Origin of the sequence: Acidovorax sacchari (assembly GCF_042847045.1) — a bacterium.
GTDB lineage: Bacteria > Pseudomonadota > Gammaproteobacteria > Burkholderiales > Burkholderiaceae_C > Paracidovorax > Paracidovorax sacchari.
Genome location: NZ_AP035783.1, coordinates 5,242,254 through 5,255,326, shown reverse-complemented (window position 1 = coordinate 5,255,326; position 13,073 = coordinate 5,242,254). Strand labels below are relative to the sequence as shown.

At 59.5% G+C, this 13,073-nt stretch carries 8 protein-coding genes, 4 tRNA genes and 2 rRNA genes; all 14 read left to right on the top strand.

Annotated elements, in window-relative coordinates:
• The first annotated feature begins 271 nt into the window (after window positions 1-271).
• The 14 genes from ACGHC0_RS23310 to rpoB all read left to right on the top strand — a co-directional run bounded on the left by ACGHC0_RS23310 (window position 272) and on the right by rpoB (window position 13,056).
• Window positions 272-3,149: ribosomal RNA gene (locus ACGHC0_RS23310) — 23S ribosomal RNA — on the top strand.
• A 114-nt stretch (window positions 3,150-3,263) separates the two neighbouring features.
• A 5S ribosomal RNA gene (gene rrf, locus ACGHC0_RS23305) occupies window positions 3,264-3,376 on the top strand.
• Window positions 3,377-3,510: 134 nt separating this feature from the next.
• Window positions 3,511-3,596 (top strand) — tRNA-Tyr (locus tag ACGHC0_RS23300).
• Between the two features lie 42 nt (window positions 3,597-3,638).
• Window positions 3,639-3,712 (top strand) — tRNA-Gly (locus ACGHC0_RS23295).
• A gap of 35 nt (window positions 3,713-3,747) precedes the next feature.
• Window positions 3,748-3,822, top strand: a tRNA-Thr gene (locus tag ACGHC0_RS23290).
• A 71-nt stretch (window positions 3,823-3,893) separates the two neighbouring features.
• Window positions 3,894-5,084 carry an elongation factor Tu gene (gene tuf / locus ACGHC0_RS23285; protein ID WP_011793521.1) on the top strand — a complete coding sequence of 397 codons (1,191 nt, stop codon included), beginning with the start codon at window positions 3,894-3,896 and terminating at the stop codon, window positions 5,082-5,084.
• Window positions 5,085-5,095: 11 nt separating this feature from the next.
• A tRNA-Trp gene (locus ACGHC0_RS23280) sits at window positions 5,096-5,171 on the top strand.
• Between the two features lie 83 nt (window positions 5,172-5,254).
• On the top strand, window positions 5,255-5,641 hold the full coding sequence (gene secE, locus ACGHC0_RS23275) for a preprotein translocase subunit SecE (protein WP_368353181.1): 387 nt from the start codon (window positions 5,255-5,257) through the stop codon (window positions 5,639-5,641).
• Window position 5,642: 1 nt separating this feature from the next.
• A complete protein-coding gene (gene nusG, locus ACGHC0_RS23270) occupies window positions 5,643-6,236 on the top strand; it encodes a transcription termination/antitermination protein NusG (protein WP_013596802.1) in 594 nt (197 codons plus the stop codon).
• A 103-nt stretch (window positions 6,237-6,339) separates the two neighbouring features.
• Window positions 6,340-6,771 (top strand): 50S ribosomal protein L11, encoded by a 432-nt coding sequence (gene rplK / locus ACGHC0_RS23265; protein ID WP_013596801.1) that lies wholly within the window; start codon window positions 6,340-6,342, stop codon window positions 6,769-6,771.
• Window positions 6,772-7,467, top strand: coding sequence for a 50S ribosomal protein L1 (gene rplA / locus ACGHC0_RS23260; protein WP_011797540.1), 696 nt, complete (start codon window positions 6,772-6,774; stop codon window positions 7,465-7,467). It begins immediately after the preceding gene.
• 227 nt (window positions 7,468-7,694) lie between these two features.
• The gene (gene rplJ, locus ACGHC0_RS23255) at window positions 7,695-8,201 is read left to right on the top strand and encodes a 50S ribosomal protein L10 (RefSeq protein WP_011797539.1); all 507 of its coding nucleotides are present in this window, start codon (window positions 7,695-7,697) and stop codon (window positions 8,199-8,201) included.
• Between the two features lie 48 nt (window positions 8,202-8,249).
• Window positions 8,250-8,630: a 50S ribosomal protein L7/L12 gene (rplL, locus tag ACGHC0_RS23250; RefSeq protein ID WP_011797538.1), complete on the top strand. Its 381-nt coding sequence runs from the start codon at window positions 8,250-8,252 to the stop codon at window positions 8,628-8,630.
• Window positions 8,631-8,931: 301 nt separating this feature from the next.
• Entirely contained in the window at window positions 8,932-13,056 is a 4,125-nt protein-coding gene (gene rpoB / locus ACGHC0_RS23245; RefSeq protein ID WP_368353180.1) for a DNA-directed RNA polymerase subunit beta, read from the top strand.
• Window positions 13,057-13,073: the final 17 nt, after the last annotated feature.

Here is a 13,073-nt window from a genome sequence, read left to right as displayed (position 1 = left end):
AATCGGCTGTTCTTTAAAAATTCATAGAGTCGAATCAGCGTTGCCGGCGGAAAGCAGGAAACTGCACCGTGCCGCCGGTGACAAAAATTTGATTGCGTCAAAACGAATGTTCAATTGAGCGAAAGCTTGTTGAAATTCAGTAATGACGAATTGTTCTCTAGGTAGCAATACCGAAGAAGAATTCACATTACGGCATAACGCGCGAGGTGAAAGACCTCGCAAGTCCTTGAAAGAAAGCGGAGATGTCTCGCAAGAGATGTCAAAGTTATAGGGTCAAGTGACTAAGAGCATGTGGTGGATGCCTTGGCGATGATAGGCGACGAAAGACGTGATAGCCTGCGATAAGCTTCGGGGAGCTGGCAAATAAGCTTTGATCCGGAGATTTCTGAATGGGGAAACCCACCTCGCAAGAGGTATCGCATGATGAATACATAGTCATGCGAGGCGAACCGGGTGAACTGAAACATCTCAGTAGCTCGAGGAAAAGACATCAACCGAGATTCCGAAAGTAGTGGCGAGCGAAATCGGAGGAGCCTTCTAGTGATAGCACGACTGTTAACAAAACGGAATGGAAAGTCCGGCCATAGTAGGTGATAGCCCTGTATGTGAAAGCAGACGTGTGGTACTGAGCTAGAGAAAAGTAGGGCGGGGCACGAGAAACCCTGTCTGAATATGGGGGGACCATCCTCCAAGGCTAAATACTCATCATCGACCGATAGTGAACAAGTACCGTGAGGGAAAGGCGAAAAGAACCCCGGGAGGGGAGTGAAATAGATCCTGAAACCGCATGCTTACAAAAAGTCGGAGCCCGCAAGGGTGACGGCGTACCTTTTGTATAATGGGTCAGCGACTTACATTCAGTGGCAAGGTTAACCGAATAGGGAAGCCGTAGAGAAATCGAGTCCGAATAGGGCGTCCAGTCGCTGGGTGTAGACCCGAAACCAAGTGATCTATCCATGGCCAGGATGAAGGTGCCGTAACAGGTACTGGAGGTCCGAACCGACTAGTGTTGCAAAACTAGCGGATGAGCTGTGGATAGGGGTGAAAGGCTAAACAAACTTGGAAATAGCTGGTTCTCTCCGAAAACTATTTAGGTAGTGCCTCAAGTATTACCTTCGGGGGTAGAGCACTGTTTTGGCTAGGGGGTCATGGCGACTTACCAAACCAAGGCAAACTCCGAATACCGAAGAGTAGAGCTTGGGAGACAGAGCACCGGGTGCTAACGTCCGGACTCAAGAGGGAAACAACCCAGACCGCCAGCTAAGGTCCCTAAAATTGGCTAAGTGGGAAACGAAGTGGGAAGGCTAAAACAGTCAGGATGTTGGCTTAGAAGCAGCCATCATTTAAAGAAAGCGTAATAGCTCACTGATCGAGTCGTCCTGCGCGGAAGATGTAACGGGGCTAAGCCAGTTACCGAAGCTGCGGATGCACAGTTTACTGTGCGTGGTAGGAGAGCGTTCTGTAAGCCTGTGAAGGTGTCTGGTAACGGATGCTGGAGGTATCAGAAGTGCGAATGCTGACATGAGTAGCGTTAAAGGGGGTGAAAAGCCCCCTCGCCGTAAGCGCAAGGTTTTCTACGCAACGTTCATCGGCGTAGAGTGAGTCGGCCCCTAAGGCGAGGCAGAGATGCGTAGTTGATGGGAAACAGGTCAATATTCCTGTACCGATGTGTAGTGCGATGTGGGGACGGAGAAGGTTAGCTCAGCCAACTGTTGGATATGTTGGTTCAAGCCTGTAGTCGTGCCCGGTAGGCAAATCCGCCGGGCTTAGATGAGGGGTGATAACGAGTCTGCTTGCAGACGAAGTGAGTGATACCCTGCTTCCAGGAAAAGCCACTAAGCTTCAGCTACACACGACCGTACCGCAAACCGACACTGGTGCGCGAGATGAGTATTCTAAGGCGCTTGAGAGAACTCAGGAGAAGGAACTCGGCAAATTGATACCGTAACTTCGGGAGAAGGTATGCCGCAAGTAGGTGAACTTGTACAAAGGGAGCCCAAAGCGGTTGCAAAAAATCGGTGGCTGCGACTGTTTAATAAAAACACAGCACTCTGCAAACACGAAAGTGGACGTATAGGGTGTGACGCCTGCCCGGTGCTGGAAGATTAAATGATGGGGTGCAAGCTCTTGATTGAAGTCCCAGTAAACGGCGGCCGTAACTATAACGGTCCTAAGGTAGCGAAATTCCTTGTCGGGTAAGTTCCGACCTGCACGAATGGCGTAACGATGGCCACACTGTCTCCTCCTGAGACTCAGCGAAGTTGAAATGTTTGTGATGATGCAATCTCCCCGCGGAAAGACGGAAAGACCCCATGAACCTTTACTGTAGCTTTGTATTGGACTTTGAACGGATCTGTGTAGGATAGGTGGGAGGCTTTGAAGTGAGGACGCTAGTTCTCATGGAGCCAACGTTGAAATACCACCCTGGTGCGTTTGAGGTTCTAACCTAGGTCCCTTATCGGGATCGGGGACAGTGCATGGTAGGCAGTTTGACTGGGGCGGTCTCCTCCCAAAGCGTAACGGAGGAGTTCGAAGGTACGCTAGGTACGGTCGGACATCGTGCTAATAGTGCAATGGCATAAGCGTGCTTAACTGCGAGACTGACAAGTCGAGCAGATGCGAAAGCAGGACATAGTGATCCGGTGGTTCTGTATGGAAGGGCCATCGCTCAACGGATAAAAGGTACTCTGGGGATAACAGGCTGATACCGCCCAAGAGTTCATATCGACGGCGGTGTTTGGCACCTCGATGTCGGCTCATCTCATCCTGGGGCTGTAGCCGGTCCCAAGGGTATGGCTGTTCGCCATTTAAAGAGGTACGTGAGCTGGGTTTAAAACGTCGTGAGACAGTTTGGTCCCTATCTTCCGTGGGCGCTGCAGATTTGAGGAAGCCTGCTCCTAGTACGAGAGGACCGGAGTGGACACACCTCTGGTGTATCGGTTGTCACGCCAGTGGCATTGCCGAGTAGCTAAGTGTGGAAGAGATAACCGCTGAAAGCATCTAAGCGGGAAACTCGTTTCAAGATGAGATCTGCCGGGGCCTTGAGCCCCCTGAAGAGTCGTTCAAGACCAGGACGTTGATAGGCTGGGTGTGGAAGGCGTGCAAGCGCTTAAGCTAACCAGTACTAATTGCTCGTGCGGCTTGACCCTATAACTTTGACAACACCGTCAAGGTTGTTATGCCAAGTGACGCAATCAAACACAAACTGATTCACTCTATGAATTCGCCGTCATGCCACAAAGGCACGACAGCAACCCTTTATGCCTGATGACCATAGCAAGTTGGTCCCACTCCTTCCCATCCCGAACAGGACAGTGAAACGACTTTGCGCCGATGATAGTGCGGGTTCCCGTGTGAAAGTAGGTCATCGTCAGGCTCCTACAGCCCAAACCGCCCTCAGATCCACTCAGATCTGAGGGCGTTTTGCTTGGAGGACGGTTGTGTTGGGTGCAGGTGCATGCGGGAAGTTGACTTTTTGCCAAGAAAGTATGGTAGAATTCTGAATTCTTCGGAGGGGTGCCCGAGTGGCTAAAGGGGGCAGACTGTAAATCTGTTGGCTTACGCCTACACTGGTTCGAATCCAGTCCCCTCCACCAGATGTGAGTGATGAAGGTGTCGCGCAAAGACGTCGAGTCGATGCGGGAGTAGTTCAATGGTAGAACCCTAGCCTTCCAAGCTAATGACGCGGGTTCGATTCCCGTCTCCCGCTCCATGTCTGATTGAAGATTTTTGTCGAGAGATCGACATGCCCATGTGGCTCAGTGGTAGAGCACTCCCTTGGTAAGGGAGAGGTCGCGGGTCCGATTCCCGCCATGGGCACCATAGTTTCAAGGTGCGTCCGATGGGTTGCGCCAATGTCTAGACGTGTTGTATAGATTTTTCCGGAGTAGGAAATGGCAAAAGGTAAGTTCGAACGTACCAAGCCCCACGTGAACGTGGGCACGATCGGCCACGTGGACCATGGCAAGACGACGCTGACGGCAGCGATCGCCACGGTGCTGTCCGCCAAGTTCGGCGGCGAAGCCAAGAAGTACGACGAAATCGACGCAGCGCCCGAAGAAAAGGCCCGCGGCATCACCATCAACACCGCACACGTGGAATACGAGACGGCCAACCGCCACTACGCCCACGTGGACTGCCCCGGCCACGCCGACTACGTCAAGAACATGATCACCGGTGCCGCCCAGATGGACGGCGCCATCCTGGTGTGCTCGGCCGCCGACGGCCCGATGCCCCAGACGCGCGAGCACATCCTGCTGGCCCGCCAGGTGGGCGTGCCCTACATCATCGTGTTCCTGAACAAGTGCGACATGGTGGATGACGAAGAGTTGCTCGAGCTCGTCGAAATGGAAGTGCGCGAACTCCTCGACAAGTACGACTTCCCCGGCGACGACACCCCCATCGTGCGCGGCTCGGCCAAGCTGGCCCTCGAAGGCGACAAGGGCCCGCTGGGCGAGCAAGCCATCGACAAGCTGGCCGAAGCCCTGGACACCTACATCCCGACGCCCGAGCGCGCCGTGGACGGTGCCTTCCTGATGCCCGTGGAAGACGTGTTCTCCATCTCCGGTCGCGGTACCGTGGTGACGGGTCGTGTCGAGCGCGGCATCATCAAGGTCGGCGAAGAAATCGAAATCGTGGGCATCCGCGACACGCAGAAGACCACCTGCACGGGCGTGGAAATGTTCCGCAAGCTGCTGGACCAGGGCCAGGCCGGCGACAACGTCGGTCTGCTGCTGCGCGGCACGAAGCGCGAAGACGTCGAGCGCGGCCAGGTGCTGTGCAAGCCCGGCTCCATCAAGCCGCACACCCACTTCACGGCTGAGGTGTACGTGCTGTCGAAGGACGAAGGCGGCCGCCACACGCCCTTCTTCAACAACTACCGTCCGCAGTTCTACTTCCGCACGACCGACGTGACCGGCGCCATCGAGCTGCCGGCCGACAAGGAAATGGTCATGCCCGGCGACAACGTGTCGATCACCGTCAAGCTGATCAACCCCATCGCCATGGAAGAAGGCCTGCGCTTCGCCATCCGCGAAGGCGGCCGTACGGTCGGCGCCGGCGTCGTGGCCAAGATCATTGCCTGATCAGGAGTCATAGGGGTATAGCTCAATTGGCAGAGCGTCGGTCTCCAAAACCGAAGGTTGTAGGTTCGATTCCTACTGCCCCTGCCAGTCACCTGGCATAAAAAGCCCGCCAGACACCTGGCGGGCTTCGGTGTCTTGTGAAAGCGCAATTTTTGCAACCGGAATGAAGAATGGCAGCGTCTCAGCAAATTGAAACCGTAAGTACAGGCGCCGACAAGGCCAAGCTGGCCGCTGTCGTCGCGTTGCTGATTGCGGGTATTGCCGGTTTCTACCTTCTGTCCAAGCAGGGCGCCGTGGTCCAGTGGGCGGTCCTGATCGTCGCGATCATCGCAGCCGCAGCTGTTTTTGCGGTGTCCGAGTCGGGTCGGCGCTTCACGGGTTTCGCCAAGGATGCCTGGAAAGAGGTCAAGAAGGTCGTGTGGCCCACCCGCAAGGAGACCTTGCAGATGACGGCCTACGTGTTTGCCTTCGTTCTGGTGATGGCACTGTTCCTCTGGTTCACGGACAAGACGCTGGAATGGGTGCTCTACGATCTGATTCTGGGCTGGAGGAAATAACATGAATGACGCTGTCGATCAAAACCTCTCGCCTGCCCAGGTCCCTGCATCGTCTGCCAATCCGGATCTGCGCTGGTACATCGTGCATGCCTACTCCGGGATGGAGAAGGCGGTAGAGCGCAATATCACGGAGCGCATCAACCGTGCGGGCATGCAGGACAAGTTCGGCCGGATTCTCGTCCCGACGGAAGAGGTCGTGGAAATGAAGAACGGCCAGCGCAAGACGACCGAGCGGCGCCTCTTTCCTGGCTACGTCTTCGTCGAAATGGTCATGGACGACGACACCTGGCACCTGGTGAAACACACCAGCAAGGTGACGGGTTTCGTGGGCGGGGCCAAGAACCGTCCTGCTCCGATCTCGGAGGACGAAGTCCAGAAGATCGTCAACCAGATCCAGGAAGGCACCGACAAGCCTCGCCACAAGATCGAATTCATGGTGGGCGAGCTGGTGCGGGTCAAGGAAGGTCCGTTCGCGGACTTCAACGGCTCGGTCGAGGAAGTCAACTACGAGAAGAGCCGTGTGCGCGTCTCCGTGATGATCTTCGGCCGCTCCACTCCGGTGGAACTGGAGTTCGGGCAGGTCGAGAAGACCTGACGGCTCCCTGATTGCATGCGCTTTCTGACTCGGCGCACATAAATGGAGTCAACCAACCCCGGGGAGCCTTCAGCGAAGGCGTTATCACCCGCAAGGAGTCGCAATGGCGAAGAAAATCGTCGGCTTTATCAAGCTGCAAGTGCCGGCAGGAAAGGCTAACCCCTCTCCTCCGATCGGTCCCGCGCTGGGTCAGCGTGGCCTGAACATCATGGAGTTCTGCAAGGCGTTCAATGCCCAGACCCAGGGCGTCGAGCCGGGTCTGCCGCTGCCCGTGGTCATCACGGCTTTCGCGGACAAGAGCTTCACGTTCATCATCAAGACGCCTCCAGCGACGACCCTGATCAAGAAGGCGATCAAGCTGGAAAAGGGTTCCGCGAACGCCCTGAGCACGAAGGTCGGCAAGATCACCCGCGCACAGCTCGAAGAGATCGCCAAGACCAAGCTGAAGGACATGAACGCTGCCAACGTGGACGCTGCCGTCCGCACGCTGGCTGGCTCCGCCCGTTCCATGGGCGTTACGGTGGAGGGCCTGTAAATGGCTAAGCTGACCAAGAAGCAAAAGGCCCTGCAAGGCAAGGTCGACAGCACGAAGCTGTATGCGTTCGCCGACGCCGTGGTGCTGGTGAAGGAAGCCGCAACCGCCAAGTTCGATGAATCCATCGATGTGGCCGTGCAGCTGGGCATCGACGCCAAGAAGTCGGACCAGGTGGTGCGTGGCGCCGTGGTGCTGCCGAACGGCACCGGCAAGACGACCCGCGTCGCCGTGTTCGCCCAGGGCGCCAAGGCTGAAGAAGCCAAGGCTGCTGGCGCGGACGTGGTGGGCATGGACGATCTGGCTGCACAGGTGAAGGCCGGTGACATGCCCTTCGACGTGGTGATCGCTGCTCCCGATGCCATGCGTGTCGTCGGTACGCTGGGCCAGATCCTCGGCCCGCGCGGCCTGATGCCGAACCCCAAGGTCGGTACGGTGACGCCCGACGTCGCCACGGCCGTGAAGAACGCCAAGGCCGGCCAGGTGCAGTTCCGTGTCGACAAGGCCGGGATCATCCACAGCACGATCGGCCGCCGCTCGTTCGACAACGACAAGCTCCAGGGCAACCTGGTGGCGCTGATCGAGGCGCTGAACAAGGCGAAGCCGGCAACCAGCAAGGGTCTGTACCTGCGCAAGGTGGCTGTGTCCTCGACCATGGGTGTCGGCGTGCGCGTCGATACGCAATCCATCTCGGCCTGATAGCCAAGAAATCTTGAGGTGCCGCAAGGCGCCTCGGTGGTGGGCCGGCGCAGCGATGCGCCGGGCCATCCAAGACCGCTGGTGTGCAGCCCCGGCTGCATTTAAATCCACGGAGCCAGCGCAGATGGCGATCCCGCTGCAGATGGAATTCGATTCCGAAACAGTTGGTCGCTGCAACAAGAGCGCGCACGAGGGGTTCCCCGAGTGTGCATATGAAGGAGTAGACCTTGAGTCTTAATCGCAGTGAGAAAGAAGCGGTCATCAATGAAGTGACCAGCCTCGCCGCTAAAGCTCAAACGCTCGTGATCGCGGAATACCGTGGCATCACGGTGGCCGACATGACGAAACTGCGCGTTGACGCCCGCAGCAAGGGTGTGAGCCTGAGTGTTCTGAAGAACACCCTGGCCCGCCGTGCTGTGGCTGGCAGCCAGTTCGACGTGGTGGCCGACCAGATGACCGGTCCTCTGATCTATGGCTTCTCCGAAGACGCTGTGGCCGCCGCCAAGGTGGTGGCCGATTTCGCGAAAACCAACGACAAGCTGGTGATTCGCGGCGGCGCCTTCGCGGGCAAGGCCCTGGACGTGAACGGCGTGAAGCAACTGGCCAACATCCCTTCCAAGGAAGTGCTGCTGGCCCAGCTGTGTGGCTTGCTGATGTCGCCGATCTCCCGCACCGCCGTGGTGCTGGGTGCTCTGGCCGCAAAGAAAGGCGAAGGCGAAGCAGCAGCCGCTTGAGGCTTTGCTGCAGTCGTTCCCTCTTTAAACCAATTGTTAGGAAAAATTATGGCATTCGATAAAGACGCATTCTTGACCGCCCTGGACAGCATGTCCGTGATGGAACTCAATGACCTGGTGAAGGCCATTGAAGAGAAGTTCGGCGTGAGCGCTGCCGCCATGGCCGCTCCCGCAGCTGGCGGCGGCGCTGCTGCCGGCGGCGCTGCTGCCGAAGAGAAGACCGAGTTCAACGTGGTGCTGGCCGAAGCCGGTTCCAACAAGGTCGCGGTCATCAAGGCCGTGCGCGAAATCACCGGCCTGGGCCTCAAGGAAGCCAAGGACCTGGTGGACGGCGCTCCCAAGAACGTCAAGGAAGGCATCGCCAAGGCCGACGCAGAAGCCGCTGTCAAGAAGCTGGTGGAAGCCGGCGCCAAGGCCGAACTCAAGTAATTCGGCTGCTTTGGCAAGGCTGGAGGCTCCGCAAAGGGCCTCCAGCCTTTCCGCGCTTCTGAGAAGCGCATGTGCAGAGCACACCAGAAAGCAGGAAGCGGGCGCCGGCCCCGGCATCCACCTCCTGCTTCCTAGTGTCTTCTGACAACCCGACAACAGAAGACGCCTTGGTTCGGGCGATGTGCAACGCATCGCCGTCCGCCATGGTTGGTAGTGGCCAACCGCCAAGCCCGCAAGGCCGCGCTCCTTGTGGGGCAGTAGTCGTCGAAGACCCCCATCCATGTCTTTGCCCGGAGATCTCATGGCCCCAACATCCACGTACAGCTATACCGAACGCAAGCGCATCCGCAAGAGTTTCGGTAGCCGCGACAGCGTGCTCAAAGTGCCGTACCTGCTGCAGATGCAGAAGGACGCGTACACCGCTTTCCTCCAAGCGGACATGGCACCGCAGAAACGCACCAACGAAGGCCTGCAGGCCGCATTCAACGCAGCGTTCCCGATCGTCTCGCACAACGGCTTCGTCGAGATGAAGTTCGTGGAATACAACCTGGCCAAGCCCGCGTTCGACGTGCGCGAGTGCCAGACCCGCGGCCTGACCTTCGCCTCGGCCGTGCGTGCCAAGGTGCAGCTCATCATCTACGACCGCGAGTCCTCGACGTCGCAGTCCAAGGTCGTGAAGGAAGTGAAGGAGCAGGAGGTCTACATGGGCGAGGTGCCCCTGATGACCGACAAGGGCTCGTTCATCATCAACGGCACCGAGCGCGTGATCGTGTCGCAGCTGCACCGTTCGCCCGGCGTGTTCTTCGAGCACGACAAGGGCAAGACGCACAGCTCCGGCAAGCTGCTGTTCTCCGCCCGCATCATCCCCTACCGCGGTTCCTGGCTGGACTTCGAATTCGACCCGAAGGACATCCTGTACTTCCGCGTGGACCGTCGCCGCAAGATGCCGGTCACGATCCTGCTGAAGGCCATCGGCCTGAATCCGGAATCGATCCTGGCGAACTTCTTCGTCAACGACAACTTCCGCCTGATGGACAGCGGCGCGCAGATGGAGTTCGTGGCCGACCGCCTGAAGGGCGAAGTGGCGCGCTTCGACATCACCGACAAGTCCGGCAAGGTCGTCGTGGCCAAGGACAAGCGGATCACTGCCCGCCACACCCGTGAACTGGAGCAGTCCGGCACGACCCACATCAGCGTGCCGGAAGATTTCCTGATCGGCCGCGTGGTCGCGCGCAACATCGTGGACGGCGACACCGGCGAGATCGTGGCCAAGGCCAACGAGGAGCTCACGGAAGCGCTGCTGAAGAAGCTGCGTTCGGCCGGCGTGCAGGACCTGCAGGTCATCTACACGAACGAACTGGACCAGGGCGCGTACATCTCGCAGACGCTGCGCATCGACGAGACGGTGGACGAGTTCGCCGCCCGCGTGGCCATCTACCGCATGATGCGCCCCGGCGAGCCGCCGACGGAAGACGCCGTGCAGGCCCTGTTCCAGCGCCTGTTCTACAACCCGGACACGTACGACCTGTCGCGCGTGGGCCGCATGAAGTTCAACGCCAAGATCGGCCGCGACGAATCCACCGGCCCGATGGTGCTGTCCAACGACGACATCCTGGCCGTGGTGAAGATCCTGGTGGACCTGCGCAACGGCAAGGGCGAAGTCGATGACATCGACCACCTGGGCAACCGCCGCGTGCGCTGCGTGGGCGAGCTGGCCGAGAACCAGTACCGCACGGGCCTGGCGCGTATCGAGAAGGCTGTGAAGGAGCGTCTGGGCCAGGCGGAGCAAGAGCCGCTGATGCCGCACGACCTGATCAACAGCAAGCCGATCTCGGCTGCCCTGAAGGAGTTCTTCGGTGCGTCGCAGCTGTCGCAGTTCATGGACCAGACCAACCCGCTGGCGGAAATCACGCACAAGCGCCGCGTCTCGGCCCTGGGCCCGGGCGGTCTGACGCGCGAGCGTGCCGGCTTCGAAGTGCGCGACGTGCACGTCACGCACTATGGCCGCGTCTGCCCTATCGAAACGCCTGAAGGCCCGAACATCGGCCTGATCAACTCGCTGGCCCTGTACGCCCGCCTGAACGAGTACGGCTTCATCGAGACGCCGTACCGCCGCGTGGTGGACGGCAAGGTGACCGACCAGATCGACTACCTGTCGGCCATCGAGGAAGGCAAGTACGTCATCGCCCAGGCCAACGCCACGCTGGATGCCGAAGGCCGCCTGACCGGCGACCTGGTGTCGGCCCGCGAGAAGGGGGAATCCACGCTGCTGTCCGCCGAGCGCGTGCAGTACATGGACGTGTCGCCCGCGCAGATCGTGTCGGTGGCCGCATCGCTGGTGCCCTTCCTGGAGCACGATGATGCGAACCGCGCACTGATGGGCGCCAACATGTCGCGCCAGGCCGTGCCCGTGCTGCGTCCGGAAAAGCCCATGGTGGGCACGGGCATCGAGCGCGTGGCGGCAGTGGACTCCGGCACGGTGGTGACGGCCAACCGCGGCGGTATCGTGGACTACGTGGATGCCACCCGCATCGTGGTGCGCGTGAACGACGACGAAGCCGTGGCCGGTGAAGTCGGCGTGGACATCTACAACCTGATCAAGTACCAGCGTTCCAACCAGAACACGAACATCCACCAGCGCCCCATCGTGAAGAAGGGCGACGTGCTGGCCAAGGGTGACGTGATCGCCGACGGTGCCTCCACCGACCTGGGCGAGATCGCCATCGGCCAGAACATGCTGATCGCGTTCATGCCCTGGAACGGCTACAACTTCGAAGATTCGATCCTGATCTCCGAACGCGTGGTGGCCGAAGACCGCTACACCTCGATCCACATCGAGGAACTGGTGGTGATGGCCCGCGACACGAAGCTGGGCGCCGAGGAAATCACGCGCGACATCCCGAACCTGTCGGAACAGCAGCTGAACCGCCTGGACGAGTCCGGCATCATCTACGTGGGTGCGGAAGTGCAGCCCGGCGACACGCTGGTGGGCAAGGTCACGCCGAAGGGCGAGACCACGCTGACGCCGGAAGAGAAGCTGCTGCGCGCCATCTTTGGCGAGAAGGCCTCCGACGTGAAGGACACCTCGCTGCGCGTGGACCAGGGCTCTTCGGGCACCGTGATCGACGTGCAGGTGTTCACGCGCGAAGGCATCCAGCGCGACAAGCGCGCCCAGCAGATCATCGACGATGAACTCAAGCGCTTCCGCCTGGACCTGAACGACCAGCTGCGCATCGTGGAGGCCGACGCGTTCGACCGTATCGAGAAGCTGCTGAACGGCCGCGTGGCCAACGGCGGCCCGCAGAAGCTGGCCAAGGGCACGAAGATCGACAAGGCCTACCTGGCTTCCGTCGAGAAGTTCCACTGGTTCGACATCCGCCCGGCGGAAGACGAAGTGGCGACGCAGCTCGAGTCCATCAAGAACGCGCTGGAGCAGACGCGCCACAGCTTCGACCTGGCTTTCGAAGAGAAGCGCAAGAAGCTCACGCAGGGCGACGAGCTGCCGGCCGGCGTGCTGAAGATGGTGAAGGTGTACCTGGCCGTCAAGCGCCGCCTGCAGCCCGGCGACAAGATGGCCGGCCGCCACGGCAACAAGGGTGTGGTGTCCAAGATCGTTCCGGTCGAGGACATGCCCTACATGGCCGACGGCACGCCTGCCGACATCGTGCTCAACCCGCTGGGCGTGCCTTCGCGGATGAACATCGGGCAGGTGCTGGAAGTCCACCTGGGCTGGGCCGGCAAGGGCATCGGCCAGCGCATCGGGGACATGCTGCGCGACCAGGCCAAGGCGGCCGAGATGCGCAAGTTCCTCGAAGAGGTCTACAACTCGCGCGGCCGCAAGGAAGACCTGTCGATGCTGAGCGACGACGAGGTGATGGCCATGGCCGGCAACCTGACCAACGGCGTTCCGTATGCGACGCCGGTGTTCGACGGCGCGTCGGAAGCCGAGATCAAGGACATGCTGAAGCTGGCCTATCCGGACGACATCAAGGAGCGCAAGGGCCTGACCGACAGCCGCACGCAGGCCTACCTGTACGACGGCCGCACGGGCGAGCGCTTCGAGCGTCCGACGACCATCGGCTACATGCACTACCTGAAGCTGCACCACCTGGTGGACGACAAGATGCACGCCCGTTCCACCGGTCCGTACTCGCTCGTGACGCAGCAGCCGCTGGGCGGCAAGGCCCAGTTCGGCGGCCAGCGTTTCGGGGAGATGGAAGTGTGGGCGCTGGAAGCCTATGGCGCTTCTTACGTGCTGCAGGAAATGCTCACCGTGAAGTCCGACGACGTGCAGGGCCGTACCAAGGTGTACGAGTCCATCGTCAAGGGCGAACACGCGATCGAGGCAGGCATGCCCGAGTCGTTCAATGTGCTGGTCAAGGAAATCCGTTCCCTGGGCCTGGACATCGAACTGGAACGTTCTTAAGAAGTACTAGGAGATAG